The 26,028-nt window shown below is 34.5% G+C and carries 28 protein-coding genes and 1 tRNA gene; 16 read left to right on the top strand and 13 right to left on the bottom strand.

All coding sequences use genetic code 11. From position 1 onward, the window contains the following. Nucleotides 1–2: 2 nt before the first annotated feature. Nucleotides 3–827, top strand: coding sequence for a M48 family metallopeptidase (locus Q4503_RS17105; RefSeq protein ID WP_303603008.1), 825 nt, complete (start codon nucleotides 3–5; stop codon nucleotides 825–827). Between the two features lie 22 nt (nucleotides 828–849). Here Q4503_RS17105 and Q4503_RS17100 read toward each other — a convergent pair whose 3' ends face one another. The 3 genes from Q4503_RS17100 to Q4503_RS17090 form a co-directional block, all read right to left on the bottom strand. Next, nucleotides 850–2,223, bottom strand: coding sequence for a sensor histidine kinase (locus Q4503_RS17100; protein ID WP_215971414.1), 1,374 nt, complete (start codon nucleotides 2,221–2,223; stop codon nucleotides 850–852). Between the two features lie 55 nt (nucleotides 2,224–2,278). Continuing rightward, nucleotides 2,279–2,932, bottom strand: coding sequence for a pyridoxamine 5'-phosphate oxidase (gene pdxH, locus Q4503_RS17095; protein ID WP_215971413.1), 654 nt, complete (start codon nucleotides 2,930–2,932; stop codon nucleotides 2,279–2,281). 252 nt (nucleotides 2,933–3,184) lie between these two features. After that, nucleotides 3,185–3,385, bottom strand: a complete 201-nt coding sequence (locus Q4503_RS17090) for a PA3496 family putative envelope integrity protein (protein WP_215971412.1) — start codon at nucleotides 3,383–3,385, stop codon at nucleotides 3,185–3,187. 151 nt (nucleotides 3,386–3,536) lie between these two features. Between Q4503_RS17090 and Q4503_RS17085 the strand changes: the two genes are divergently transcribed. Continuing rightward, nucleotides 3,537–5,726, top strand: a complete 2,190-nt coding sequence (locus tag Q4503_RS17085) for a tRNA(Met) cytidine acetyltransferase TmcA (protein ID WP_303603007.1) — start codon at nucleotides 3,537–3,539, stop codon at nucleotides 5,724–5,726. A gap of 23 nt (nucleotides 5,727–5,749) precedes the next feature. On the opposite strand, the gene Q4503_RS17080 is transcribed toward Q4503_RS17085, so the two are convergent. Next, the gene (locus tag Q4503_RS17080; RefSeq protein WP_303603006.1) at nucleotides 5,750–5,989 is read right to left on the bottom strand and encodes a hypothetical protein; all 240 of its coding nucleotides are present in this window, start codon (nucleotides 5,987–5,989) and stop codon (nucleotides 5,750–5,752) included. Then, on the bottom strand, nucleotides 5,980–6,192 hold the full coding sequence (locus Q4503_RS17075; RefSeq protein ID WP_303603005.1) for a hypothetical protein: 213 nt from the start codon (nucleotides 6,190–6,192) through the stop codon (nucleotides 5,980–5,982). Before Q4503_RS17075 ends, Q4503_RS17080 begins: the two co-directional genes overlap by 10 nt. A gap of 154 nt (nucleotides 6,193–6,346) precedes the next feature. On the opposite strand from Q4503_RS17075, the gene Q4503_RS17070 reads away from it, so the two are divergent. From Q4503_RS17070 to Q4503_RS17055, 4 genes are all read left to right on the top strand, one after another. After that, the gene (locus Q4503_RS17070) at nucleotides 6,347–7,243 is read left to right on the top strand and encodes an ABC transporter ATP-binding protein (RefSeq protein ID WP_303603004.1); all 897 of its coding nucleotides are present in this window, start codon (nucleotides 6,347–6,349) and stop codon (nucleotides 7,241–7,243) included. Between the two features lie 6 nt (nucleotides 7,244–7,249). Then, nucleotides 7,250–8,278: an ABC transporter permease gene (locus tag Q4503_RS17065; RefSeq protein ID WP_303603003.1), complete on the top strand. Its 1,029-nt coding sequence runs from the start codon at nucleotides 7,250–7,252 to the stop codon at nucleotides 8,276–8,278. Between the two features lie 187 nt (nucleotides 8,279–8,465). Continuing rightward, the gene (locus tag Q4503_RS17060; RefSeq protein WP_303603002.1) at nucleotides 8,466–9,104 is read left to right on the top strand and encodes a response regulator transcription factor; all 639 of its coding nucleotides are present in this window, start codon (nucleotides 8,466–8,468) and stop codon (nucleotides 9,102–9,104) included. A gap of 78 nt (nucleotides 9,105–9,182) precedes the next feature. Next, nucleotides 9,183–10,913 (top strand): hybrid sensor histidine kinase/response regulator, encoded by a 1,731-nt coding sequence (locus tag Q4503_RS17055; protein ID WP_303603001.1) that lies wholly within the window; start codon nucleotides 9,183–9,185, stop codon nucleotides 10,911–10,913. Nucleotides 10,914–11,049: 136 nt separating this feature from the next. Here the strand turns inward: Q4503_RS17055 and Q4503_RS17050 are convergent, their stop codons facing one another. Further along, the gene (locus tag Q4503_RS17050; RefSeq protein WP_303603000.1) at nucleotides 11,050–11,832 is read right to left on the bottom strand and encodes a hypothetical protein; all 783 of its coding nucleotides are present in this window, start codon (nucleotides 11,830–11,832) and stop codon (nucleotides 11,050–11,052) included. 156 nt (nucleotides 11,833–11,988) lie between these two features. Then, nucleotides 11,989–12,369, bottom strand: coding sequence for a hypothetical protein (locus tag Q4503_RS17045; RefSeq protein WP_303602999.1), 381 nt, complete (start codon nucleotides 12,367–12,369; stop codon nucleotides 11,989–11,991). Nucleotides 12,370–12,565: 196 nt separating this feature from the next. Here Q4503_RS17045 and Q4503_RS17040 point away from each other — a divergent pair, with 196 nt between their 5' ends. Beyond that, a complete protein-coding gene (locus Q4503_RS17040; protein ID WP_303602998.1) occupies nucleotides 12,566–12,901 on the top strand; it encodes a PBPRA1643 family SWIM/SEC-C metal-binding motif protein in 336 nt (111 codons plus the stop codon). A 442-nt stretch (nucleotides 12,902–13,343) separates the two neighbouring features. On the opposite strand, the gene Q4503_RS17035 is transcribed toward Q4503_RS17040, so the two are convergent. After that, nucleotides 13,344–14,192 carry a trypsin-like serine protease gene (locus tag Q4503_RS17035; RefSeq protein WP_303602997.1) on the bottom strand — a complete coding sequence of 283 codons (849 nt, stop codon included), beginning with the start codon at nucleotides 14,190–14,192 and terminating at the stop codon, nucleotides 13,344–13,346. A gap of 1,062 nt (nucleotides 14,193–15,254) precedes the next feature. Here Q4503_RS17035 and Q4503_RS17030 point away from each other — a divergent pair. After that, nucleotides 15,255–16,577: an SIR2 family protein gene (locus tag Q4503_RS17030; RefSeq protein WP_303602996.1), complete on the top strand. Its 1,323-nt coding sequence runs from the start codon at nucleotides 15,255–15,257 to the stop codon at nucleotides 16,575–16,577. Continuing rightward, complete coding sequence (locus Q4503_RS17025) at nucleotides 16,574–17,254, top strand: hypothetical protein (protein ID WP_303602995.1); 681 nt, start codon at nucleotides 16,574–16,576, stop codon at nucleotides 17,252–17,254. Before Q4503_RS17030 ends, Q4503_RS17025 begins: the two co-directional genes overlap by 4 nt. Before the next feature lie 353 nt (nucleotides 17,255–17,607). Here the strand turns inward: Q4503_RS17025 and Q4503_RS17020 are convergent. Both Q4503_RS17020 and Q4503_RS17015 read right to left on the bottom strand, forming a co-directional pair. Continuing rightward, nucleotides 17,608–17,684, bottom strand: a tRNA-Arg gene (locus Q4503_RS17020). A gap of 100 nt (nucleotides 17,685–17,784) precedes the next feature. Further along, the gene (locus Q4503_RS17015) at nucleotides 17,785–18,960 is read right to left on the bottom strand and encodes a flagella assembly protein FlgT (RefSeq protein ID WP_303602994.1); all 1,176 of its coding nucleotides are present in this window, start codon (nucleotides 18,958–18,960) and stop codon (nucleotides 17,785–17,787) included. A 234-nt stretch (nucleotides 18,961–19,194) separates the two neighbouring features. Between Q4503_RS17015 and Q4503_RS17010 the strand changes: the two genes are divergently transcribed. Then, the gene (locus Q4503_RS17010) at nucleotides 19,195–19,842 is read left to right on the top strand and encodes a FlgO family outer membrane protein (RefSeq protein ID WP_215971402.1); all 648 of its coding nucleotides are present in this window, start codon (nucleotides 19,195–19,197) and stop codon (nucleotides 19,840–19,842) included. Nucleotides 19,843–19,858: 16 nt separating this feature from the next. Next, on the top strand, nucleotides 19,859–20,326 hold the full coding sequence (locus Q4503_RS17005) for an LPP20 family lipoprotein (RefSeq protein ID WP_215971401.1): 468 nt from the start codon (nucleotides 19,859–19,861) through the stop codon (nucleotides 20,324–20,326). 134 nt (nucleotides 20,327–20,460) lie between these two features. Here Q4503_RS17005 and Q4503_RS17000 read toward each other — a convergent pair whose 3' ends face one another. From Q4503_RS17000 to flgA, 3 genes are all read right to left on the bottom strand, one after another. Next, the gene (locus tag Q4503_RS17000; RefSeq protein ID WP_215971400.1) at nucleotides 20,461–20,892 is read right to left on the bottom strand and encodes a flagella synthesis protein FlgN; all 432 of its coding nucleotides are present in this window, start codon (nucleotides 20,890–20,892) and stop codon (nucleotides 20,461–20,463) included. 60 nt (nucleotides 20,893–20,952) lie between these two features. Continuing rightward, nucleotides 20,953–21,258: a flagellar biosynthesis anti-sigma factor FlgM gene (gene flgM / locus Q4503_RS16995; RefSeq protein ID WP_215971399.1), complete on the bottom strand. Its 306-nt coding sequence runs from the start codon at nucleotides 21,256–21,258 to the stop codon at nucleotides 20,953–20,955. Nucleotides 21,259–21,397: 139 nt separating this feature from the next. Beyond that, nucleotides 21,398–22,090 (bottom strand): flagellar basal body P-ring formation chaperone FlgA, encoded by a 693-nt coding sequence (flgA, locus tag Q4503_RS16990; protein ID WP_215971398.1) that lies wholly within the window; start codon nucleotides 22,088–22,090, stop codon nucleotides 21,398–21,400. 255 nt (nucleotides 22,091–22,345) lie between these two features. Here flgA and Q4503_RS16985 point away from each other — a divergent pair, with 255 nt between their 5' ends. The 5 genes from Q4503_RS16985 (at nucleotide 22,346) to Q4503_RS16965 (ending at nucleotide 25,976) form a co-directional block, all read left to right on the top strand. After that, nucleotides 22,346–23,275, top strand: coding sequence for a chemotaxis protein (locus Q4503_RS16985; protein ID WP_215971397.1), 930 nt, complete (start codon nucleotides 22,346–22,348; stop codon nucleotides 23,273–23,275). 39 nt (nucleotides 23,276–23,314) lie between these two features. Next, nucleotides 23,315–24,145, top strand: a complete 831-nt coding sequence (locus Q4503_RS16980; RefSeq protein WP_215971396.1) for a protein-glutamate O-methyltransferase CheR — start codon at nucleotides 23,315–23,317, stop codon at nucleotides 24,143–24,145. Nucleotides 24,146–24,461: 316 nt separating this feature from the next. Then, entirely contained in the window at nucleotides 24,462–24,857 is a 396-nt protein-coding gene (gene flgB, locus Q4503_RS16975) for a flagellar basal body rod protein FlgB (RefSeq protein ID WP_215971395.1), read from the top strand. Nucleotides 24,858–24,859: 2 nt separating this feature from the next. Further along, nucleotides 24,860–25,279 carry a flagellar basal body rod protein FlgC gene (gene flgC / locus Q4503_RS16970; RefSeq protein WP_215971394.1) on the top strand — a complete coding sequence of 140 codons (420 nt, stop codon included), beginning with the start codon at nucleotides 24,860–24,862 and terminating at the stop codon, nucleotides 25,277–25,279. A gap of 10 nt (nucleotides 25,280–25,289) precedes the next feature. After that, complete coding sequence (locus Q4503_RS16965; RefSeq protein WP_303602993.1) at nucleotides 25,290–25,976, top strand: flagellar hook assembly protein FlgD; 687 nt, start codon at nucleotides 25,290–25,292, stop codon at nucleotides 25,974–25,976. Nucleotides 25,977–26,028 lie beyond the last annotated feature (52 nt).

The following is a 26,028-nucleotide window of genomic DNA, read 5'->3' as shown; positions in this document are numbered from 1 at the left end:
ATATGAAATATTTTCTTATTATATGTTTTGCACTTGTTAGTTTGTCAGGCTGTTCTACGTCTTCAACTGGCCGTAATCAAGTAGCGCTTTATTCTGATTCTGAGTTAAATAAAATGGGGGTAACTTCATTTGAACAAATGAAGCAAGAAATACCTATTAGTACAGACCGAGCAACTAATGACTTTGTCTTATGTGTTGCTGAAGCTATTATTGGCAATGTGCCAGAATCTGTATTTCCTGGTGAATGGGAAGTGGTTGTATTTGATTCAGCACAAGTAAATGCTTTTGCTTTACCTGGTGGAAAAATAGGTGTTTACACTGGTATTTTGAATGTTACAGAAGATCAAGATCAACTCGCTGCAATTATGGGACACGAAGTAGGGCATGTGCTCGAAAGGCACTCTAATGAGCGCTTATCTGCCAGTCAGCTCTCGAATGTTGGCTTAGCTGTTGCCACTATTGCGCTTGGGGCAAGCGACATTGATAATAAAGGGTTATGGGTTGCAGGTTTAGGGATCGGCGTTCAATATGGTGTTATTATGCCTTATAGCCGCTCCCATGAAAGTGAAGCTGATATTGTTGGCCAAGATTTAATGGCTCGTTCTGGTTTTGCACCCGAGGCTAGTGTTCAGTTATGGAAAAACATGTCGAAGTTGAATAGTGCGGAGTCACCAGAGTTTATGTCGACTCATCCATCAAATGAAACGCGCATTAAACAACTCACTGATCACTTAACCGTTTCTAAGCCTTATTATTTAGCTAAAAAAAGTGCTAATACGCTACCTAAATGTGTAAAACCTAATGTTATTCCAAAGCCCAAGAGTTAAACACTAAGGTTTATTGTATTGTTTATTGTCTCGGGAAGTTTATATGGAAGCAGGTTCCTTTCCCTAGGTTACTAGAACATGTGATATTTCCATGGAGTGATTGGGTTACTAAATTGTAAACGATATGCATACCTAAACCACTACCTCCTTGACCACGTTTGGTAGTGAAGAATGGTTCAAAGATTTTACCTAGATTTTCTGTTGGTATGCCACACCCAGAATCTTTGAATTGCATGTTTATTTGCTGATCTTTCTGTTCTATATTAATGGTGATTGTGCCACCTTTTTCTTGTTCAAAGGCATGAGTAATCGCGTTTATCACTAAATTGGTAATAATTTGTGCTATCGCGCCTGGAGAGGTTTTGATAACTAAATCATCAGGACTGTTCAGATTAACTTGAATACCACTACGTGCTATTTTAGGACGTAAACTTGACAACACATCATTGATATAAGCTTTTAATTTGAACTCTCTAATTTCTTCATTTGATTGATCTATAGCGACTTCTTTAAAACCTTGAATTAAATCAGCGGCTCTATTTAAGTTTGATTGTAATAATTTTGAGCTAGCAGTAGCTGTTTCAACGTAGTTAACGAGCGCTTTTTTGGTAATATTGTCATTTTGATAAAGTTTATAAAAATCATTGGTCGCATCTTCTAAGTGTGATGATGCTGTAATGGTAATTCCTATCGGCGTATTAATTTCATGTGCTACCCCCGCTACTAAGCGACCAAGAGATGCCATTTTTTCTGTTTGAATTAATTGTTCTTGCGTATTTTTGAGGTTATTGATTGATTGTTCTAGTTCTATTGTTCGTTGTTTAACACGGTTTTCTAATTCATTCTTATTGTCTATTAATGCTTGATTAGTCTGTTTTATTTCTACAGCAATAAGCCAAGCAATATAGCTGATAAAGCTTAATATAATGATTAGTAAAATAGCGGAATGTATATCACTTTCTTTAGTCTCATTATGGATGTATCCCATCTCGTTTAGGTAACCGATAGATAAAAGGTTAATAGCAACTAAGATATAGAGAAAAAAAGCTAAACGATGGCTACCTTTTAGTAGAGATATCATTATAAGCGCAGGGAAAGCAAAGAGTATTTCGTCTCTTAAACCGTTATATATCCAAACAAAGGCAAGTAATATAACCGTTAAAAGTAAAAGAAGTATATTTGTGCCTAATTCAAGTTTATTTCTTTGGGCTAAAAAATAAACGGGCATGATGATAATAATAGTGAATATAATGGCATAGATTATTTGCTGGTTATCAGTAAATAAGTATTGTATGGCAATTATTGCGAGAGCAGATTGAACGGCCCAAAATAGTTTAATTAACCTATTTTTAGGTATGTTTAGTGAGTCGATATCTACCGGGGTTACTTTATCCATATAATACTTCTGTGTTTGAAAATCATATTACTAAATACGTTTAGTCAAAAGCTTGTTAAGGGTGTAGTTTAAAATTAACCCATTCATTGTTTTGTTTTTCAAAACACACACGATCATGTAAGCGGTTTGAGCGTCCTTGCCAAAATTCAATATATGTTGGTTTTACTCGCCAACCACCCCAAAATTCTGGATGTGGCACTTCGCCTGTCGCGTACTTATCACTAAAAATAGCCATTCGTTTTTTTAGTTCGTCGTCATCAGTTAATTTCTGGCTCTGCTTTGACGCCCAAGCACCTACTTGACTACCTCGATCTCGGCTATGAAAATAGTCTGCAGACTCTTGTGTTGAAACTTTTTCAACAGTTCCTTCAATGCGTATTTGTCGCTGTAATACATTCCAATGAAATAGTAAGGCGACTTTATCATTTTCATTCAATTCCTGACTTTTTCTACTGCCATAATTGGTGAAAAATACAAAACCTTGCTCGTCGAATTTTTTTAATAGCACCATTCGAGAGCTGGGTTGGCCATTGTGGCCACAAGTACTCACCGACACAGCTTCAGGAAGTAATATTCCTGACTTATTGGCATCTTCAAACCATTGCTTAAATAATGGGAAAGGAGTTGAGTTGGTAGGTATCTCAGGTAAAGGCAAGGCTACACCTTGCCCAAAAGTAAGTAAGCAACGAAGTTTTTCAAATAAAGTCATAAGGCTAATAAGTTATCTTTGAAATAAAATCTATGTTATCAGCATTTACAGTAAAAAAAAGTGATAATTTTCAATTGATAATGCTCATTTTAGTGACATTACCTATATTCATTATAATCAAATACTATATTGGCGGGGGGCCGGGCATTATGCTCTGGATTTATTCGTTGCATTATTGTTATAAAAGCGTCTTTATTTTTTATATAAAGACATGATATTTCTTGTTAATAAACTAAAGTTATTTTGGTGCAATTACCAATCATTTTCATCGTCTAATAATTCTTTTAGTCTTTTTTTCTCCATTAATTCATCGATACGTTTACGAGCGAGCAAGTTTCTTTGTGCTTGTTCTGCTGCTGTTTTTTCGGTGAGTTCAACTGACTCAATATCAATATTTTTATTGAGTGTTTCATCGTCGTCATTTATGTCATCTAAAAAGTCATCTTCTACCATTGTCTTCGCTCTTAAAAAAATCTTGTATTCAATATCAACATAGGGGGCTAATGATACTATTTCAAACTTTTTTTGGAAGAACTTTCTATTTTATTTTATTGGTGTGCTAGCAATTGCTTGATAAACTATTGGGCTATATAGAATTAATGATATGAACTTATCTTATATGCAAAGTCTCGATTTTTCTTCTTGGTTTAATTGTTATCAACAACAAGCGTTGATGTTAAATGAGCGCCGTCTAATTGTATTGGTGGGAGATAATGCTTGGTCGAATTCTATATTAAAAAGTATTGATAGTGCTGATGAGAAAAATAGTAGTGACAGTAAGTGGCTGATTTACGGTGATAGCGATAATATTGAAGCAAATATTGCTAAGCAGCGTTTTCGCGATAAATTAGGTAGCGAAAGCAATTTTGTCATTTTTCAAGATCCAGACTTATCTATTGATGCTTTTGCTTGTTTGTCAGGCACACTAGTGGCAGGCGGTATATTTTTTCTATTAATAAACGATAGATCACAGATAGCAGAGAGCCTTTTTTATCAGCGATTTTTTGACTTATTAAAAAGTTTTCCTGAACATGTGATTATTGAAAAAAACCAATTTGTATTACCTACTTTGCTACCAACGCAAACAACGGATAATACATTTGAACGTAATGACTCTTTATTACCCTATAATTGTGTTACTCAAGAACAAGTACTTGCCGTTGATTCAATTATAAAGGTGTTTAAGGGTAAGCGTAATAAACCTTTAGTATTAACGGCTGATAGAGGTAGAGGGAAGTCTACTGCTTTAGCAATTGCGTGCGCCGAGTTGTTGAAATCGGCAACTAAAGAATATCACTTGCGGTTAGTTATTACGTCAGCAGATATAGAGTCATTAACCGTTTTCTTCAACCACTTGATTCGTTGCTTGCCTGAAGGCGAGTTTCAAAAGCGTAAGTTTACAATGTTACATGGTTCAGTTGAGTTTATTGCTGTTGACCAATTAATTAAACAACCGGTAAATGCTAGTGTGTTGCTAGTTGATGAAGCAGCGGCTATTCCTATCTATTTGCTCGAACAGTTATTGTCGAATAATTCGCGCTTGGTGTTTGCTACCACTATTCATGGTTACGAAGGGGCAGGTCGTGGCTTTACCTTAAAGTTTCAAGGTACGCTAGCGGCTCAATATCCTCATTGGCAAAGTTTACATATTAATGAGCCTATTCGATGGCGAATTAATGACCCACTTGAACAATTAGTTTTTGATGCCTGTTTGTTGAATGCTGAACTGCCAAGTATCGCGGAGGACTCATCAATAAATAGCTTGTCTTCGCTAGTATTTAAGCAATTTAGCGCGACTGAATTAGCCCACGACGAGTCATTGTTTAAACAAGTTTTTTCGGTGCTCGTGACTGCACATTATCAAACTAAGCCTAGTGATGTAAAAATGCTTTTAGATAATGAGCAAGTACAGCTTGTTTGTTTATTGTCTAAAGAATTAACGAAGCTAAATGTAGTCGCGGTTGCACTCTTAATTAATGAAGGTAGTTTCAACTCTAACTCTAGCGCTAGCTCAGATCCTATTGTTATCGATAGTGAATTAGTGAATGCGATTCAGCAATCTAAAAGGCGCTTAAAAAATCATTTTGTGCCGCAATCACTATTAACTCAATGTGGAATTGAATATGCCTTTGATTATCACTACATCAGAATAATGCGAATAGCAGTACATCCACAACTACAGCAGCAAGGCGTTGGCAGTTATTTTTTAGATAAAATAGAAAATTTTGCCGCATTACAAAATGTTGATTTTTTAGCGTCTAGTTTTGGTGCGACTAAGCCGTTACTTTCTTTTTGGCTAGTGAATAATTTTAAGTTAGCGCGTATAGGTTTTCAAAAAGATAAAGCAAGTGGTGAACAATCTGCACTCGTACTTAAAGCGTTGTCTTCAACAGCAGCAGTGGCACTTACGGATATCAATTCAACGTTTTATCGCAGTTTTGAATATTTATTAACAGATGAATATAAGCTATTGTCTGCCGAATTAGTGGCATTAATTATAAGAAACTACCCTAAGTTAACTTGCACTGAACTGAGCGAGCGTGATCAAGCAAATATTGTTGATTTTGCTAAGGGATATGGTCAGTATTCAAGTTGTGTTTTTAGTTTACATTTATGGCTGAAAATGGTTCTTTCTGATGTGAAATATGCTGAAGATCAAGACTTGCTAGTATTTATCAGTCGCATCTTCCAGAAACATAGCATTAATGATGTTTGTAACACCTATGGTTTTACTGGTAAAAAAGCGCTTGAACAATTTTTTAGAGCAAAAGTTAAACTATTATTAAGTCGTTAGCTGTTAATCAGTAGAATAGTTGATTAGCTTCTTGCCTGCCATTCCCAGAACTTTTTCATACCCAAATACTCACAGCGTTTATCATTACCGCTTTCCCCAGACCTTTGGTCGCAAAGGTGAATATCTTCATGATGCAATAAGCGATCTACGTAATAATTGATTGTTTTAGCTAATCCGTAAGTTGGGTAGTCTTTATAGGTTTCAATTAAAATAGTTAACCAGTGTTCAAGCTGTAAAAATTCTCCAGAGGTTTTTAAGCGCATAGATATTGCTCCACATTTATTCCATCATCTGTACTGGTTGCTAATAAGGCTTGCCACAGAACTTTTTTGGCACTTGCGTTTAAGCATTTACAATCGCCACCGTGTAGTACTCCTGATTTAAGCAATTGATGTAACATATTACTTGATAATTCAACTTGAACTTTCGTGTCATTAATGTCGGCGCTAGAAATTTCAGAAGTCATATTTCATCCTTTAATGTACATTTTCTTAATCCTTAAAATAAACCAACTACAAATTAAATGCAAATGATAATTATTACTATTTGTGGGAAATCTAATGTTTTTTTGAATAAGTGCAGTACAATAAAGTTAAGAGCAGTATAAGGATCAATAAATTATGAGTGTTGCAATTTGTGTTGAGGCACTAACTAAGAAGTATAAAGATGTTATTGCGGTCAATAATATCAGCTTCAATGTTAAACAAGGTCATTGTTTTGGGCTTTTAGGGCCTAATGGTGCCGGCAAGACAACGACGATAGAAATTATGGAAGGAATTATTTCGGCTAGTTCAGGCTCAGTTGTTTATAAAAACCATGAGAAACAACCAAAAGAAGTCGATAATTATATTTCCCAGCAAATAGGAATTCAGTTTCAACATACCGCTTTACAAGACTTTTTAACTGTCAAAGAAACATTGAATTTGTTTTCTGCTTTTTATGAACATACATTATCGCAACAAAAAATTATTGAGCTCTGCGATTTAGGTGATTTTTTAGATCGAGATAATCGATTATTATCAGGCGGGCAAAGACAACGTTTATTACTTGCCTTAGCATTAATTAATGACCCTGAAATTATTTTTTTAGATGAACCAACAACGGGGTTAGATCCACAAGCAAGACGAAACTTTTGGCAATTAATAAAAAATATTAAAGCACAAAACAAAACTATTATTCTGACAACACATTATATGGATGAAGCTGAGCAGCTTTGTGATGATATTGTGATTATGGCTGAAGGGAAAGTTATTGAATCGGGATCCCCGCAACAACTACTAAGTAAGCACTTTAAAGAGGTGTTTATCTATTTACCTGCACAACAAGTTCCTGCTTCATTAATTCAAACTCATCATTGGGAAGTTGTATCGGATAGGGTTGAAATTACCACAAGCAACGTTGAACAAACATTATTAATGCTGATACAGAATCACGTTTCATTAGAAGGCCTTCATGTAAAGTCTGCTAATTTAGATGATTTATTTTTACATTTAACTGGCCAGTCTTTAAGAGAATAGAGCAATATGAATATAAAGCGTTTTTATGCGGTGTTCAAAGCCCGCAACATTGAATTTTTTCGTGATAGATCATCGCTAGGCTGGAACTTAATATTTCCTGTGTTATTACTTATCGGTTTTTCGGTTATTTTTTCAGGGGATGGGCGTCCAGCATATAAAGTTGGCATTATTAATAGTGTGACCGAAGGCAAGGCTCAAGCAGAAAGTGTACAAGATTCATTTAAAAATATTCGGTTTATTGATTATATTAATTACGACACTGTAGAGCTTGCTAATAAAAAGTTAAGTCATCACACCATAGATTTAGTGATTGATGTTTCAACAAGCCAATATTGGGTTAATAACGAATCATCTAAGAGCTATCTAGTAGAAAAAATACTTAATGTCCCATTAAAAAACTATATCCGTTTAGAAACGGTAGGAAAAGAAATTCGTTATATAGATTGGGTGTTACCCGGAATTCTAGGCATGAATATGATGTTTAGTTGCTTATTTGGTGTGGGCTATGTGATTGTGCGTTACCGTAAAAATGCCGTATTAAAACGCTTAAAGGCAACACCTCTATCGGCGTTTGAGTTTGTCTCAGCGCAGTTATTATCTCGTTTATTTATCGTGATATTTATATCTACGGTAGTGTATAGCGGCTGTAACTTTTTGTTTGATTTTTTAATGATCGGTAGCTATTTCGATTTAATTATTATTGGCATGTTAGGCGCTTTTTGTTTAATCAGTTTGGGTTTATTAGTTGCCAGTAGAAGTAAAAGTGAAGAGCTTATTGGGGGCTTATTAAATCTAACTTCTTGGCCTATGATGATGCTTTCAGGTGTCTGGTTTAGCTTAGAAGGGGCACCATCAGCGTTAAAAACCGTGGCAGACTTTTTACCTTTAACACATTTAGTGGCTGGTGCTAGGCAAATAATTACTGAAGGCGCTACTTTAGGTGACATTAGTTATCATGTTACGAGTTTATTAGTGATGAGTGCGATATTTTTGTCTCTTGGTGCTTACTTTTTTAGTTGGAATACTGAGCGTTAACACAGTTGTATTATCTCCTTTGCCCAATTAATAATAAATTGGTAACTTGAACGTTTGATTATCATTAAATAATGATAATCAAACGTAATTTATTATAGGTTTTTGAACTTTTAATATTAAATTGCTATAAAAATATATATTCTAGCTTTATGTCTTTTATAGCAAACTTACCCATTAAGAATTTATAATGAAAATATTGAGCTTGGATGATCACCCTATCTTTAGCCAAGGGTTGAAAGCGTCTTTGTCTGCCTATATGCAGGAATGTGATATTACCTCAGCCTTAAATGCACAAGAAGCACTAGCACTTTTAAAAAAAAATACCGACTTTGATTTGTTGATATTAGACTTATCCATGCCAGACATGAATGGTGTTTCTTTTATGAAATCACTTATCTCCAGAAAAATTGATATCCCTGTGGTGATTATGTCTGCAAAAGAAGATTTAGTGACCTTATCAGAGTGTTTAAGTCTTGGCGCATTAGGCTTTCTCCCTAAAACATGGACGGTAAATCAATTAAGTGAAGCATTAACTAAAATCATCAATGGTGAGATTGTTATTCCTGATCATATTGCCAACTCCTTAGCAATAATGTCGAAAAACTCCATAGAAAATACTCAGTCATCACTTAGCGAAAGGCAATTAGAAATATTGAAAATGGTACAGTCTGGGTTAACAAATGCAGGTATTGCTGCTGTTTTGTATATCAGTGAAGCAACGGTAAAGTCACATTTACAGCGAATATTCAAAATATTAGGCGCTAAAAATAGAATGGACTGTATCCGTAAAGCAGAACATTTAAGAGTACTGCCAGCGCTTAGATAAACTTATTGGAATTGGTATAACCAAGCTGATACTGAAAATTGAACAAAATAAATATCATTTTGATAAAGGCTATTAACATTGCTTACATTAGATCTTGAACAAAAAATAAATACAGAGTTAATTCAAAAAGAAAGTTTCTCTTTATACATGAAAGAAATGTTGAGGATTTACATAGGCTCTATCATTGTTGGTTTACCGCTTTACTACTTTATTTTTAAAGCGCAAACATCAGAAAATTCTATCAATATATGGTTTACCCTCGATGCCATATTATTGGTAAGTGTGCTCGTTACTTTTTATCTGTTTTATAAATATCCTGCTAAATTTAATCCTTCTTCTTGGGTAAACCTTAGCGATATTCCTCTGCTTATTTTTAGTGCATATATAGCTTCTGCTCCTTGGTTACTATTACATTCAGAAACTGATATTTATTTGTATACCATGCTTATTATGATCATTGCATTAACGGGAACGATAGCGCATGCACTTGCTTATTATTTTTATCGAGTAGTCTTTTTTTCGATATTGCCTTTATTATCATTGGTTATTAAGTTGTATATGATGGAAGTAGATCATGGTGTCGATATTTATATCGCATTAATTTTGGTTTGGACTGGATTAATGGCCTTTTTCCATGGTGTTAATAAATCATTAATAGACGCAATTTTTTTAAAGTTTGAACATGTACAGGCACGAGCAAATGCTGAGCGACTTAATGCCGAAAAGTCGCAATTTATTGCGGCGGCAAGTCATGATATTCGCCAACCACTGCAAGCGGTTAATCTTATTGTGAATACGCTTAAGTCAGGAAATAGTAATCCTAAAGATGATGTATTATTTGAACGTTTAGAAAGTAGTGTTAATAGTATGTCTGAATTACTGAATAGCTTGCTTGATGTTTCTGAATTAGATGCACAGGTTATTATTCCTAAGCCACAGCATTTATGTTTAAGAACCTTCTTGGTTAAATTACAAGGAGAGTTTGAACCACTAGCCAAAAAGAAAGGAATTACTGTAGAGCTTGATGTTGAAGACTGCACGGTGTTGGCGGATCCTGTTTTATTAAAACAAGTATTAAATAATTTGGTATCAAATGCTATTCGTTATACAAATGTTGGCGGTGTTAAACTCTTTGTCACTAAAGATTCAGAGGGAGTTAAGCTTAGTATAAAAGATACTGGTGTAGGGATATGCGTAGAAGATCAAGAGGTTATATTTTTAGAGTTTCGACAACTGCACAATCCAGAACGTGATCAAAATAAAGGTTTAGGTTTAGGTTTATCTATTGTTAAACGCTTATGTGAATTGCAACATTGGCCGTTATCACTTAACTCTGAACTGGGCACTGGCAGTTGTTTTAGTATTAACATACCTGAGGGGGATAACAAGCAGGTTGAAGTTGCCGATATCGTTGATATGAATAAAAATTTGAGTGCTATAGATATCATTGTTATAGATGATCATGAAGGTATTCGTTTTAGTTTAAGCCATACTCTGGCGAATTGGGGCTGTAAAGTGCACGCTTTTGAATCTGCAGAAGAGGCTTGTCGCGCCATTAACGGTTTACCTGATTGGGCTCCTAATTTACTGATATCCGATTATCGATTACGCAATCACAAGACAGGCATTGCGGCTATAAAGCAGGTTAAATTAACCTTAAATTATCCGATTAAATCAATATTAATGAGTGGTGATACCTCGCCAGAGGTAATAAAAGCGATAGAAGCCGAAGGCGTGAGTTGGTTACATAAACCGATTAAACCGGCAAAATTGAGAGTGGTGATTACACGAAAAATGAAAGATCTATAGTGACTTGATGACATTTCTTTTCTATTAAGCTTTTTCTATCAGTTTTTTCTACGAAGGTTTAGTCGCACTGAGAGGGGATAGTGAATTAACTGTCTCTAGTTGCATGAACGTTGCAACTAGAGACATTAAAAGCATATTAGTTATTTAATCTTAAGTATTCAAAAGCAAATAAACTTTTTCCAGACGTTTGATTATAGTATTGGCAGTATAGTTTTTCACCTTGTTTAGGGGCTAACGAACTTGTGTTAGCGTGAACGCTTAACATTGTTTTTCCTTTAGCCTTAAGTTTTTTATCCCATATACCGCTTCGAGAACTATTACTTCCTTCGGCGCATTCTTCTATCCCTTCAGAGTTACCACAATGAAGTAACATAGCTTTACCTGTGATAAAGTCTACGCTGTATGAATATTCATCTTTTCGTTCAGTTTCGCCTAATGCACCAGCACCAGGGTTCGCTGATCTAATACACTGCATAGACCAATCATTTGAATTACCTAATGCTTCATATTTTTTTGTGTCAACTTCCATATAAGCTACTTGACGTGATTCAAGTGAAGGTAAAATACAACCGTTAGTTAATTCGGCTGGCTTTCTATTTAACAAACCTGTACGTTTCTCTTTAGAAAACCCTTTCTGAAATGTATATGTACCTAGGTTACCTATTATTATATTTTCAGGTTTAAAATCAGTACAAGTCGTCATTGATGTTAAGCTTGCATCTGGTCCGCCTTCTAAGCTTGGGCCTGCAACATTGCTAACACTGGCGTTTTCACTGGTTGATTTAGCCGTTTTCTGTACTTCTTTTTTAGCTTCACCGGTTAGCTTGTTTTTTAAACTACCAAAAAGGTCTGCATGAGCACTTGCAACGCTTAATGACATTGCCAAACCCATTAAAATAGATACTTTACTTAACTTCATTGTTTTATTCCTTGTTACTACGGGTAATTATTTCGAATAACTATATATAAATAAAAGTAGTATCAGGGAAAATTTCATACTTTAGTATGAACCTGATTATCATTATAGTTTTTTGTTTACATTAACTTTTATAAGAAATGATACTAATTTAAAAGATTAAGTTAGTGTTGCTAGCCATTGCATAGCATCTTCTTCATTATCAAAATTCTTACTTTGTTGTGATTGTCTAGAAGGGGAGAGCAAGTTAATAATATCAAGAGTCGTAATAGAAGATATTACCATTGCTTTGGCAACTAAATTTTGCGTGTTTAGCCATTGATTATATTTTTCAAGTTCTTCATATGCCTCTGGCGTACCACCTAATACTTCCAGATTATTGATTAAAATAGAAAAAGGTTTTCCTTGAAAGGTATCAATTATTTGTTTTATACCAACAGTATACTTTTTCGCACCAAATTCGTTAAAAGCACCTTCTAGCTTTACTATAATAATATTTTTATCAACAGTAATTGTTACTTCTCCGTGTTCTATTTCCATTATAATTAGGGCTCCTTGGTGCATTTATTGATGCTTTGGTTTATTAACTGTAGTGTTATATTTACTGTAATTCAAATATAAAAAAATTGATAATAAAACTTATCATTGATTCAATAGTCGACTATTCACCGCGTTACGCTATACTGCCGCGATAAAATGAACGTATTAAATACAGAATTAAAATAGCGGAGATATTGTGCACAATTTATATTATAAAGGTCGAATTCACACTAGAGAAAACCATGTAAAAACAGGGTTTAAAAATGAACGCAATGCTAAGCTAGGGACAGAAAAAAATCCATTAACGCTAGTTGTTGGTAGTGAAATAAGAAAAACAGAAGTTGAGGCTATTGTTACGGAAAATAAATTTTATGCTGATATCAGTGTTGATGACTCTATTGATGAGAATATTAGCGAGCTTGATGCAGTATTAAATACACCAAAGACAACTACCTTCGAGAAAACACCTAACCGTAACGAACCATGTTCGTGTGGTAGTGGCAAAAAATACAAAAAGTGTTGTGGTAAGTAAGATTAAGTTTAACCAGCATCTTTTCTTATTCAATGAAATTGAGCTTTTAATAAGTTGGCTAATTGCGTTTATTAACCAACTTATTAAAAGCTCATGGAAGTGGTCGTCTTGTTAGAACGCAAAAGAACATTAAGGAAATCATTTAGAGCCCGAACATAACATTACAGCGACAACCTTAACGGTAATATCATTTAAACGATTAAAGGTTTGATGTTTAAATGCCAATTATTATTTGTCCTGCTTGAGTGGTTTATTATAATGATTTAGGCTTAAGTTCTAATAAGTTAACTACAACCATCATAAAAACAATCGTCAGTGTTAAATTATTTAATATTCAGTAATGACGTAAGCCAGGTTTGGTAATAAGTACCCTAAATTAACGATTAACGATTAACGATTAACGTCATAGTCTCTTGTTAGAGCAAGGTATATTCATCTCATCTCATCTCACCTCAAGCGAAGAACACAAATTATCCATGCTTTTTGAATCCATACCATCATGTAGAAAAGGATTCTGAGTAGTAATTTGCTCTCTGGCTAAGTTGCTTTTTGCTGAAATGACTTGTTGTATCCAATCGTTATAGGAGGAGATACGAGTGTATAGCTCAGTAACACCATACTCTCCAATATCATAAAACCATGAGTCAGTGCGTGAACTTACACCAAGTAATATATATTTACTCCCGCTTTTAATATATGCCGGGCCGCCACTGTCTCCGTTACCAGAAACCCCTTCTAGAGCTTCTCCGTTTAAACCTTTCTCAAATTTAAAAACGATATCGGTATCAGTTGTATCAATAATTTTATTTTGAGCTTTTCTCAATTTGCCATTATTTTCTTTGTAGCTTATTGTTTGTCCTACTTTACCTGTTCCTGTTCCCCCAACACCTATAAACCAAGTAATAACTCCGCTTTCAGTATTACCGTTATATAAATCAGCTGGTTTAATATTAGTAACAGGAGAATTAAGCTTTATTAAAGCGATGTCATGTTCACCGCCCAATTGATATTTTGGATAGCTATATCTGTTAGAAATAGATACAAGTTCATTTCCCACTTTTATCTTCTGTCCAGGATTCATGCAAAAAACAGCATGAGCTGCTGTTACAACCCATTCAGGGTGGATTAATGTTCCGTGAACACCGATATTATATAACGTTGCTAGTGGGGGGAAGTCTGACGGTACAGCATGATAAGTTTCGTCAGAAACATCATGCCGAATGACTATTGCACCAGCTACTAACGGTGTAATAAGAGTGATTAATAAAATTAAAATTTGAAATACTTTCAAGTGAACTCCATTTCTAAAAGTTGCTCTGATGCCTCACTAAGAGGTAAACAATAGGTGATTAACATATGCGACGAAAGAGCAAAAGCCAACTGTTTTTTTTTCTTATTTATTAGCTTATTATATTTCTTTTCTACATTTTTGTTTAAATGTATCTATTTTTTCCATAGTGTATTCTACGTCATCACGATCAAATACATAGGTAGCTTTTTGGTAAATAGATTGTATTCGTCAGTTTCAACAAATTGGTGGGGCGAGTGTGTCTGTTTGGCGTGAACTAAGACGATTACGCACTAAGTTTATCGATAAAAGGGACAGCTTATTAGAGCAAGTTCGATTTGCTGCGGATAATAGCGACTGGCAAGGTTAGACTCTTACTATGGGTGGACTACATACGAAAAAAAAGATAGACCAATTCAGTTACATTACGCTTTGAATATTAATGAGCAAACAGGTGAATGCCTGCAAAGCTATTATGATGAACTAATACTCAAAGTTAAAGGGTTATGGTTTCTAGGTAAAGCTATTCTCACGCGTCACTATCAGTGGAAAATATAAAAATCGTAAACGTCTTAGGTTAGCCTAAACTCGACTTAAATTTGGCTTTAGCCTCATTTAGCCGTAAACCTGCAAATAAGAACAACTCAAGTAAACCTAAAAACAGCCTTTAGCTAAAAATTAAGCTTTAGCGCAAACCAAAACACTCCAATACTAATTTTTTAATCTTTTTAAGTCGATTGCCAGAATGGCAGAGATGCTTTTACTTGGAGTTCTGTAAATAACTGTACTAATTATCAATATTGAAAGGCAAGAAGGTGCGTTAAGCGGAAATGACACTTAATTTTTTTGCCTTATATTTTCTAATGCTAATTGTGTGAAACAAGGCATAAATTCTATTTCATATCTTTATAAAATTAGTCAATCTTCTAATAGATTGATTTATTCAATCTTCACCTATATTCTAATAAATCAAATATTATGAAAGAAGGCAAAACCAATATTTAAACAATGGCTTTTGTCTTTGAATAAGTTGTTAAATTTTCTTCGCATCGAAAAGGATTCAGAGTGCCAATTAATACAAAGAATACATTCATGGAGCTAGTTACTTCATATCACGAAAACCCCGAAAAATTTATTTTTTTTGTTGGCGCTGGTCTTTCTCAGCCTCTTTTTCCTTCATGGAAATCATTATTAGAAAACTTTCTTGAACAAGCAAAAGAAGGTGAATTACCACACGAAGAAAACGAAATATTAGATCTAATTGAAAAAGGCGAAAGCTACTTAGATGTGGCGGAAGTTTGCGTTAATGCTATGGGAACTGTGCGTTATAGAGATGTAATGGAGAAAATTTTTGATAAAGACTTTTCTGAGGATGAAGTTCCAGAAAGTTATAGAGCGTTAATGGAACTTGCTCCAAAAACAATTATAACAACAAACTATGATCGAATCCCTGAGATTGCGGGAAGAGGAAAATATCGAATAAATACGAATAAAAATGCACCTGAAGCCTCACGCTTTGTTTCAGATGGAAAAAACTCTGTTTTTAAAATGCATGGAGATATAATTGATCAATCTAGTATTGTATTAACGACTAGTGATTATCAGAAAATAATTAATGGCAATCAAAGCACGAGGTTATTACTAAGTAGCTTATTGTCAACCAAGATTCTAGTGTTTGTAGGCTTCTCATTATCAGATCCTCATATTGATGTGATTTTAGATAACATTAGGTCAATCAATAATGGAATGCCTTTGTCTCACTATATTCTCCTCAATGAAAACTCAAGCTTTAAGATTTCTTCATTTGCACGAAAGTATGGTGTCAAAGTTATCTCTTATACGCCATCAGATGCTAGCCACCCTGAAGTGACCGAACTCATCAGAGCTTTGAGTCATGAAACAGGGCAGATCCCAGAACAAGTAAAAAAGAGTGAAAATATAGAATTATCTACCTCAGATGATCTTGTAAATCATTTACATGAATTAGCTAAAGAGGCTTTCGTAAATTCTCCATTTTCAATATTTTACTCTAACGATGAAATATATTTGTCATTTACCCCATCAGGAGAAACTAAAGGTGAGATACAAAAAGAGTTTTTATCAATTATAAAGTTAATGAATTTTGATTGTTCAATTTTGAGTAATCTTAATATTTCTGCAATAGCTCGAACAGCCCCAAGTTCTAACTTTGATGAATCACAAAGAATATTAATAAAAGCAAAAGTAAGTTTTATCGATGCAAACAAGTTTGCGGCAAAAGAAATATCAACTTCCACAATTTGGAAGTTGATTGATTTTTATTCACCTCTAGGTCTATCGAATGTTTTTCAACAAGAGGGTAAAGTCTCTTTTCCAATGAGCATTGGATTAGTCGGAGGACAATCATGAGAGATAATAAGCATAAAACGCGTCTTGAGTTAATACGTAATAATAAGGTTATTAACACTATAGAGCCTAATATGGAGTCTGGTAATGATGTTCTAGAAATGTCTACAAGCAGCTCTATAGATTCATTTCCTATATTTTCGTTTAAGTCGACAAGCCCTGAACTGAACAGTGTTTTTATAACTTACTCTAAGAATGATCAAATTCGCCTTTCTATTGCCCAGAATGGTGAAGATGAATATATGAAAATGTTTGAAGGTGAGTTCTTTAAAAAAGAAACGAATTCCACATCTAAACCGGATTGCTTATCTTTAAAGATTGAATCTATACATTCGTTTTTTAGACTTTCACTGTTAGAAATTTCGTCAGTGCAAGAGTTTAAAAATATAACTTTTGATGCCTTTGTTAAAAAACTCATGGATTTTTCAGGAATTAATATCGAAATAAACATAAGTCCAGACATTGCAATACTTCCGGTAACTGGAATTTCTAGGCATACAAATTTATTCCGCTTATTTAAAGAAGTTTGCCTAATGATTGATGCTACCGTTGTTTTTAATAAAAACAATACCATTGACATAGAATCGCGAAAATCAAAAATAAATGGAATTAGAAAGCAAGAGGTAATAAATTTAACTAATAAAGATATTATTTCGATTGAGAGTACAGAGCAAATATAATCTAAAAACTGATGTTACCATTGTGTCTAATGTCTCGAATGTGGCATGAGTTGTCATAAGATTAAATTTAATGTAAAAATAGATAACACCTTTATCATTAACAATCGTTTTGTATAGACTACATATTGTCTACACTGTTATGTGTTTTGTTGTTATTATATTGATTTAAAAGTTTTTTTAAATCAATATAATAACAAGCTGTCAGTAAGATAATTACCCCACAACAGCTTATTAGAAATACTCCTTCCATGAAGTATATCCCGATCACAAATAAATCTGCTACACATGTGCTACATAATTATTTTATTCGTGTTTTCTTTGAAGTGTCTTTTGATATAAGTCGTTGATTTTTATGGCGCCCTTGAGAAGATTCGAACTTCCGACCTAGCGCTTAGGAGGCGCTTGCTCTATCCTGCTGAGCTACAAAGGCGTTTTGAAACGAATAAAAATAGCTACGCTACTTTATGCTGCATATTCTATTGCTTTATGAGCATAAAGTTAAGCTTTACCTTTGCTTTATATACTTTTTTTTAATATCGCACCGCTACATCATTTATTTGGATATTATCTAATAAATCATTATTCAGTGTTTTTGCTGTCGCACTTTGCGATGTAAGTTTGGTTATTTTAACTTTGTGTGGGCTAATATTGTAACCTGTATAGCTTTTTCCTTGTTGACTAACGAAAGTGCTACTATGGAGTAACGTGAACTCATCACCAACTTTCACGCCATGATTTTTACCTAAATTTATTGTAATTTGGTTGCCTTGGACTTGTATTATTTTTCCTTCATTCGGCTCACACATAACATTTTCGTCAATATCATTTATTGTCCGACTAAGTAAAGCATCAATCATATTACCGTAATCGCTCTGCCAAAAGGTGGTGGCGTGTACATCAATACTTCTTCTTTTATTGAAATCCCAAACCGCAGAGTCTTGGTAATTACCTTGCCATATTTGTTCGCCACTAAAACCATTGTATAAATAAAGGGTAAAATCGAAATTCCTAGGGTAGGTCGGTTGTTGCCATACTTTTAATGAATTTGTTCTTTGCTCTTGCAAAGACATATCGTTAATTTCACTAAAAAGAACATATTGGCTGTCGGTATTTTCAGCTAGAGAGATTGTGAGTTGTTTTATTTTTTCTTCATTGAAACTATTATTTAAACGCGAGAATTCTGTTGAGCTTTTAAGTAATAATTTACCCCCGCTATAGCTACTTTGATTTTTAAGTTTTTTATTTAGCTGTTTGATCATGGCGGAATCAATTTGATATATTTTGCCAAGGTTTGCGTGTTCTCTTTGAAGTAAGTGGCTTTTGGTGATCAAAATTGATTTTTTGTAATCTAACGAGAAACACTTTTTTTCTTGAGGAAAAATATCGGCACGTATAGTAACGCTAATCATATCGTTACTATGAAGCTCTTCTATTAATTCAATTGAATTCACACTGCCACTAGCACGTATACTTATTTGATCTTGAGTGAGCAAACCATTCACCACTTGTTGAATGCTTGAAACGCTAGCACCAGCGACAAGTAATGCTTTTTTTAACGCATTTTCCATTGCCTTAGTTCGCGCTACTTCAACCGAGTCTTTAGCTGTTGATGCATAGCCTTGAGCCTCATACCATTGTGCATTAGTAATAGCGCTAGTTAACATTAAGCTGATAGATAAAATGATTTTTTTAGATATAGTATACATATACTCTCTCATGAAAATTAAAAGCCTGTTTTAGGCATAGTGCAATTTACAAGGAACTTAACTATAGAGCTTATGCACAATGTGTGCCTGTTTATTTTAACTAACCTTGTACTTGAAGTTTAATTGGCTTGAAATGTGCATTGTTTTATAGCAATAAATAATCGAATAGATAAAAAGTTCATTGCTTAAGCTAGCGAAATATAGCATAAATGTTGAATTATTAAGGGGTTCACTATGATAAAGTGGCTGATACCATTACTGCTGCCGACTCTTTTATCTTGTAGCAATACAGTAAAAGAAGATAACTTTTATAAGATAAAGCAAACAGATAAAAGTGAGATAGATAGTTATAACTTACCTAAGCATGCCATTAATGATTTAGTAAAAGGTTTAGCGTATCAAATGTTAGCAAATAGTAGTTTTGTTAACGCGAAAACGCCGGTGGCTGTTGCTTCGTTTGTGAATTTAGAGGATCTTGAGTCAACTAATTGGCTAGGAAATCAAATAGCAGAAAGCTTTGTGCATGAATTACAGAGTCATGGTTTGGTCATTATTGACTACAAGGCTACAGGTCATATTCGTGTTACAAAAGCAGGCGACTATGTTTTTAGTCGTGATTGGGAAGAGCTTCCTGAACGTCAGATTATTGACTATGTAGTCACAGGAACTATGATGGAGCAAGAAGACGGGATTATCGTTAATGCACGTATGATTGGCATTCAATCTCATGTTGTTGTTGCTACAGCACAATCTTTTATTCCTAAATGGGTTGTAGGTGCAGAAAAAAATCATGGTGAACATGTCATAATGAAAGACGGTATGATGATTCGCAGTAATCATAAATTAATTAAAGAGCAGCGCGCTGTTGCTATTCAACAGTAATTTAAGAGGTGAAATAATGATAAATGCACGCTTTAAAATAATAACTGCTGTTGTAAGTTTACTGTTTATTGCTTCTTGCACAAGCATGTACGATAAGCATGTACAATGGCAAGTAGTTGAACCACAAGTATTTCCTATTATTCACGGTATTGGTTACGCACCAATAAGTTTACAAAAATCTGATAACAAAACTCAACGGATGCTAATGGCCATTAAAGCGTCGAAAATTGCCGCTTATTCAGAGTTAGCAGAGCAAGTTTATGGGCAACAAATTAGTAGTTCAACAACTATGGCTGATATGTTAATTGAAAACCAACAATTAGTTTCATCTATAAAAGGCTTAATTAGAGGCGCTAAAGTCGTAAAAAGTTATCCGGTAGGGGATACTTATACAACAGAATTACAGCTTGATTTCAAAGACGTGTATGAAATATATCAAGCAAATTTACAGCGAAAAGAAATTAAGAAGGTCGAATACTTTTAAACGTAGGGTACACTCGATTCAACCAAGCTTCATTATAGAGGCTTGTTTTGTATTAATGAAATATTGACTTGAGGTTATTTTGAGTCAGTTATTCTAATAGCTAATAATTTGAATAACTGAAGTATATGACTTATCTAAGCTTTCATCTCTATGCTGCTTAATCCACCAGATTTCTTACCTTTACTATCATAAGTCATTGATGATTTATTGTTATTTTCTAATAACGTTGTTTTCATACGCTGAACAGCTAGCTGAGATTGCGCTATTATTTGGCCATTTATTTTGTTTTTTTGTTGGCAAAGGTGTAATAGATCTTCAATTTCAGTGAGTTTTTCATCAAGAACCCCGGCTTTTTTATCTATTGAAAAAGCTTGGTTAAGACTAATTTTTTTATCTAAATCTTGAATAGCAACCAACAATAAGTTTTTTTGCTCACTAATTTCTAGTAATGCGTCAGGTTGATGTTGCTGTAAAATAAGTTTTTCGCTACTAATAATTTGCTCTAGTTCTTGTAATTGAGCAAATTGTTGAGAAATTAACTCTATTGATTGAGGGGAAGCTGACATGTAAGTACACCTTTATTATAGCAAAGGGTGATTATCACCCAGTCCCACGGTTATATCAAATTATAACGTAAATTCAAACTTAGCCATGCTAGCAGCAAGCTTTTGCGGATCTATTTTATACTCACCAGAGGCAATTGTTTTTTTCAGCTCTTCAATTTTCTCTTGATTAATCACAGGTGCATCAGCTGATTTTTTTTGTAATTCTTTGAACTGTTGCGCTTGTGGCGTCAAGGAAACAGAGTCGCGAGCAACATGTTTAGTTTGTGGGCTATGTGCTGTAGTTTGAGCCACATCTTGTTTAGCATGAGACTGCTTATTTTGGTTGATCTGTGCTTGGTTATTTAAGTTATTGATATTTATAGTCATAATATTACCCTACGGTAAAAAGTTCTTCTAAAGTTTATTCATTAACTTTATATCGGCAAAAAGTAAGATAACTTAAATAAAATACACTAAAAATTTTAGGGTAAAATAATTTCCGACTGTAAAGATTAGATCTTAAAAATTATAGGTTAATAGTAACCTGATTAACAGCACTAATTTGAGGCTTAATTATTCGACCAGAACGTGAGTTTTTAACCTCAATCTGTTCATGTAAATTACCTGAGCTTAGTGCAGTACCTTTTGTTTTAATTAAAAAGTTATCGTTTTTTGCAATAATAGTAATAACGTCTCCTTTACAAACTAAACATATGTTTGATTTAGTAATGGTGCGTTCATTGCCGATTCTTTTTTCTGCTTTACTACCCAACACTGAGTTTATATCGGTAATCCTTTCACCACGTATTTTGTTTGTGGCAATGTAATCTATTGCAATATTCTCTTTAGTGAGCACTTCACCTTTCTCAATCGTACTCGTTGTAACAACAACTGCAAAGGTTCTTTCAATTTTAGCAGGTAAGTATAATTGCCAAGGAGTTGCATCATCACAAGTTATATTAACATTAACATTCCTACGATTGGTATTTTCAGGTATATTTGCTTTAATAGGTACTTGGCAAGGTTTTATTATTATTCTTGTATCTATATTGGTAACATTAAAGGATATTCGTCCATCAGCTGGCGCAGGTATATTGGCTTCTAGGTATTTTTTTGCAAATGACTCTATATAAGCTCTATCCCATGTTGTCGCTAAACTGATGGAGGGTAAAAGCATTAATAAGCAGATAAAAGAAAGATAAACGATACTTGTACGCATGATTTTTTGCCATATATTTTTAGGTTAATTCAAATACTCGACTATGCTCTTAACTAGGGTAACATAGTTATTGGCACATTAAGTTTATACTATGAGTATATTAATTATATTCATTACTTATAATATAGTGACATACTAAGCATCAGTTTTTTGTCACTTATTTTGACATACAGTAAATACAATCAAGAATTGTGCCTTTTTGTTCTATTCAATATAGGATTAATGATAGCGCTCTTGATTATAAATGAGGTTTTTATGGCAGGTATATTAGACTCGGTCAATCAGCGAACACAATTGGTTGGTCAAAATAGATTGGAACTACTACTTTTTAAATTGGTAGGTCGCCAACGTTTTGGAATTAACGTTTTTAAAGTAAGGGAAGTATTACAGTGTCCTAAATTAACCATGATTCCTAAACAAGACTCTTTTATTAAAGGGGTTGCTCATATTCGTGGACAAACTATTTCAGTTATTGATATGAGTAAAGCTATTGGTGGGCCAGCGATAACGCAAACTGAAGATTCTTTTATTATTATTGCTGAATATAATCGTAGTATTCAAGGCTTTCTAGTGGCAGGTGTTGAGCGGATTGTTACGTTAAGCTGGAAAGACATGATGCCACCTCCTGAAGGAACAGGGAAGTCTAGCTATTTAACTGCTGTTACTGAAATTGACAATCAAATGGTTTCTATTTTAGATGTAGAAAAAATATTGAATGAAATTAGCCCTGTTTCAACTGATTTAAGTGATGGTGTTGTTGATAAAAGTGTGGGCGAAGATCTCGGTGAACGAATAGTGATGATAGCGGATGATTCAACCGTGGCACGTAATCAAGTAAAAAGAGCATTAGAGCCATTAGGTATTAAAATGGCGTTAGCAAAAAATGGGCAAGAGGCATTAGATCAACTCATTGCTATTGCTGAAACGTGTGAGCATAGCATTACTGAGAAAGTAGCTTTAATGGTTTCTGATATCGAAATGCCAGAAATGGATGGCTATACGCTAACCGCTGAAGTGAAAGGTAATGAACGTATGGCTAAAATGCCAATTATTTTGCATACATCACTGAGCGGTGTGTTTAACAATGCCATGGTTCAAAAAGTTGGTGCTGATGATTTTATTGCTAAATTTCATCCAGATGAACTAGCAACAGCGGTTAAAAAGTGGCTAAACCATCCATTATAAAAATAGTCACCATATCAAATAAATTAGGAAGTAGTACTAGTGTCAGTAAGACAACTTGACGATAAAAGTTATCATCAATTTAGAGTTTTTTTAGAGCAACAGTGTGGCATTGTACTAGGTGAAAGTAAGCAATATCTAGTTAAAAGCCGCTTAGCTCCGTTAATGAGCAAGTTTGGTGTTAATTCGCTTGGAGAATTAGTGACTCGAACGTTGTCACCCGTAGAGCGACAACTACGAGCTGCAGTGATCGATGCCATGACGACTAATGAAACACTATGGTTTCGTGATGATTACCCTTTTAAGCTATTAAAAAGTAAAATATTGCCCGAATTAGCTCAACGTAAAACGCCTGTCAAAATTTGGTCAGCAGCGAGTTCGTCTGGGCAAGAAGCATACTCTATTGCGATGTCAATTTTAGAGTATCAAAAAAGTAATCCTGGCAGCTTCTCAAGAGGTATACAAATTATTGGTACTGATATTTCAAGTACTATGCTGGAACACTGCAAATATGGACATTATGATTCACTTGCGTTAGCACGTGGTTTGTCTGAAGAAAGAAAAAGACAGTTTTTTGAAAATGGTGATAATGGCATGCTGAAGGTAAAAGATGAAGTGAAAAAAATGGTAAGTTTTCGCCCGCTTAATTTACTTAATAGCTATAGTTTGATGGGACGTTTTGATGTTGTTTTCTGTCGAAATGTGCTGATTTATTTTTCAACAGAAATCAAAACTCAAATAATAAGTCAAATTCATGGCACTTTGAATGAAAGAGGGTATTTGTTTTTAGGTGCTTCGGAATCACTTTCTGGATTAAATGCTGATTTTGAGATGCTGCGTTGTAACCCAGGTATTATTTATCAAAAAAAATAAAAAGGGAATAATCTCCTTTTATTATTAATGTGCTGTAACCACTATAGTTGTGAAATTTACAATAATTAGAAGTTAGATAAACTTCACAACTTAGTATTTACTTAATCTACAACCTGCTATTTCACTGGATATTAACTTTACAAACCACATACTCCCCTCTTATTTATCCCTGCAACATACTTTCATTGCTTAATACTTTTTTATTTACTACTAGTAAGGTCGTTGGCAGCATTTTACTTTCTTTTTAATTTGTATCATCTTTATTGGCATAATTATTGAATGACTCAATGTTAAATATAATTAATGGTGAGTTATTATGGCTATTAGCTTTGATAAAGGTTTTGAACTTCACGCAAAGGGAATGCTTTTGCGATCTCAGCGAGCGGAAGTGATCGCTAGCAATATTGCTAATGCTGATACCCCTGGTTATAAAGCAAAGGGCATGGACTTTCAAAAAGCGATGCAACAAGCTGGTCAACAACAAATTGGCATGAGTAAAACTCACGCTAAACACTTTGATGTGCGTACTGAAATAAATAATAACATTGCTTTTCGCAATCCAGATCAGCCCGATACCGGAGACGGTAACACGGTAGATGTACAAGTGGAACGAAACTTGTATCTAGAAAACACATTAGAGTATCAAGCTGGGGTTCAGTTTCTTAACGGAAAAATAAAAGCCCTGAAAAATGTCATCTCAGGAGGTGCTTAATAATGAGCCTTTTTAACGTATTTAACATCACAGGTAGTGGTATGAGTGCGCAGTCAATGCGTTTAAATACCACGGCAAGTAACATTGCTAATGCTGACAGTGTTAGTTCAAGTGTAAGTGAAACATATCGTGCTAGGCATCCAGTTTTTGCCGCTGCTATGCAAAAAGCTGCCGGGGGACAAGAAAGTAGTGTTGGTGTACAAGTATTAGGGATAGTTGAAAGTAACAAACCTCTAAATGTTGAATACGCACCTGAACACCCTATGTCAGACAAAGACGGTTATATTTATAAACCTAATGTTAATGTTATTGAAGAAATGACCAATATGATTTCTGCGTCTCGTTCATATCAAACTAATGTGCAATTAGCAGAGTCAGCAAAAAACATGTTAACTAAAACACTGCAACTTGGTCAGTCATAAGGAGTAGGAAATGGAAACTGTTAGTGGTACAAATGGCCTTGACTCTCTTTATTGGCAAAAAGAAGAATATGAAACTGCTGATAGTGGTGGCAATGGCATGCTCACACAGGCTGATTTTTTTGCGTTGTTAACACAAGAATTAGCAAACCAAGATCCAACCGAACCTGCAGATAACAATGAAATGATCTCTCAAATGACCGCATTCTCTACAACAGACGGTGTAAGTCAGTTGAATGAATCTTTTGCTGGTTTTGCTAGTTCGATGACTTCAAGTCAAGCCTTACAAGCCTCATCTTTGGTAGGTCGAAGTGTTTTAGTTGAAGATAATGTTTTTGGCATGAGCGAAGGCGATTCAGTTCAAGGGAAAATAGTTACTACTGAGGCGGCAAGTAATATCACTATTTACGTTGAAAACGTTGCAGGTGAAATTGTTCAAACGGTACCTGTTGGCGATATGGCTGAAGGTGGTGCCGCCTTTACTTGGGATGGCCAAACGTCTGAAGGGGAAGCCGCAACTACTGGGGCTTATCGTTTTAGAGTTGTTGGTCTTGTTGATGGACAAGCGTCTGAATTGCAAGCAATGACTTATCGTAAGGTAGATAGTGTTACGCTTGCCGGTTCAAACGGTATTGTACTTAATCTTAATGGTGGTAGTGCGATGAAATTAGAAGATGTAGTTGAAGTTGCAGAAGGTTAATTGATTGGGGCAAAACTCAACAAAAAGATAAATTTTACAGGTTAGCATTAGA

The sequence above is a fragment of the Colwellia sp. 6_MG-2023 genome, from assembly GCF_030547765.1.
Classification (GTDB): Bacteria; Pseudomonadota; Gammaproteobacteria; order Enterobacterales; family Alteromonadaceae; genus Colwellia.
Note: the sequence above shows the minus strand (reverse complement) of the source record. Positions and strands in the feature narration are given on the sequence as shown.

Excerpts from the sequence above, each read along its gene's own strand:
- Q4503_RS17105 (WP_303603008.1), top strand. The coding sequence starts at position 3 with ATGAAATATTTTCTTATTATATGTTTTGCACTTGTTAGTTTGTCAGGC.
- Q4503_RS17045 (WP_303602999.1), bottom strand. The coding sequence starts at position 12,369 with ATGGAAATAGAACACGGAGAAGTAACAATTACTGTTGATAAAAATATT.
- Q4503_RS17000 (WP_215971400.1), bottom strand. The coding sequence starts at position 20,892 with ATGTCAGCTTCCCCTCAATCAATAGAGTTAATTTCTCAACAATTTGCT.
- flgB (WP_215971395.1), top strand. The coding sequence starts at position 24,462 with ATGGCTATTAGCTTTGATAAAGGTTTTGAACTTCACGCAAAGGGAATG.
- Q4503_RS17065 (WP_303603003.1), top strand. The coding sequence starts at position 7,250 with ATGAATATAAAGCGTTTTTATGCGGTGTTCAAAGCCCGCAACATTGAA.
- Q4503_RS17060 (WP_303603002.1), top strand. The coding sequence starts at position 8,466 with ATGAAAATATTGAGCTTGGATGATCACCCTATCTTTAGCCAAGGGTTG.
- Q4503_RS17010 (WP_215971402.1), top strand. The coding sequence starts at position 19,195 with ATGATAAAGTGGCTGATACCATTACTGCTGCCGACTCTTTTATCTTGT.
- Q4503_RS17080 (WP_303603006.1), bottom strand. The coding sequence starts at position 5,989 with ATGCGCTTAAAAACCTCTGGAGAATTTTTACAGCTTGAACACTGGTTA.
- Q4503_RS16985 (WP_215971397.1), top strand. The coding sequence starts at position 22,346 with ATGGCAGGTATATTAGACTCGGTCAATCAGCGAACACAATTGGTTGGT.
- Q4503_RS17085 (WP_303603007.1), top strand. The coding sequence starts at position 3,537 with ATGAACTTATCTTATATGCAAAGTCTCGATTTTTCTTCTTGGTTTAAT.
- Q4503_RS17090 (WP_215971412.1), bottom strand. The coding sequence starts at position 3,385 with ATGGTAGAAGATGACTTTTTAGATGACATAAATGACGACGATGAAACA.
- Q4503_RS17075 (WP_303603005.1), bottom strand. The coding sequence starts at position 6,192 with ATGACTTCTGAAATTTCTAGCGCCGACATTAATGACACGAAAGTTCAA.
- Q4503_RS17015 (WP_303602994.1), bottom strand. The coding sequence starts at position 18,960 with ATGTATACTATATCTAAAAAAATCATTTTATCTATCAGCTTAATGTTA.
- Q4503_RS17100 (WP_215971414.1), bottom strand. The coding sequence starts at position 2,223 with ATGGATAAAGTAACCCCGGTAGATATCGACTCACTAAACATACCTAAA.
- flgM (WP_215971399.1), bottom strand. The coding sequence starts at position 21,258 with ATGACTATAAATATCAATAACTTAAATAACCAAGCACAGATCAACCAA.
- Q4503_RS17050 (WP_303603000.1), bottom strand. The coding sequence starts at position 11,832 with ATGAAGTTAAGTAAAGTATCTATTTTAATGGGTTTGGCAATGTCATTA.
- Q4503_RS17025 (WP_303602995.1), top strand. The coding sequence starts at position 16,574 with ATGAGAGATAATAAGCATAAAACGCGTCTTGAGTTAATACGTAATAAT.
- Q4503_RS17005 (WP_215971401.1), top strand. The coding sequence starts at position 19,859 with ATGATAAATGCACGCTTTAAAATAATAACTGCTGTTGTAAGTTTACTG.
- pdxH (WP_215971413.1), bottom strand. The coding sequence starts at position 2,932 with ATGACTTTATTTGAAAAACTTCGTTGCTTACTTACTTTTGGGCAAGGT.
- Q4503_RS17070 (WP_303603004.1), top strand. The coding sequence starts at position 6,347 with ATGAGTGTTGCAATTTGTGTTGAGGCACTAACTAAGAAGTATAAAGAT.
- flgC (WP_215971394.1), top strand. The coding sequence starts at position 24,860 with ATGAGCCTTTTTAACGTATTTAACATCACAGGTAGTGGTATGAGTGCG.
- Q4503_RS16965 (WP_303602993.1), top strand. The coding sequence starts at position 25,290 with ATGGAAACTGTTAGTGGTACAAATGGCCTTGACTCTCTTTATTGGCAA.
- flgA (WP_215971398.1), bottom strand. The coding sequence starts at position 22,090 with ATGCGTACAAGTATCGTTTATCTTTCTTTTATCTGCTTATTAATGCTT.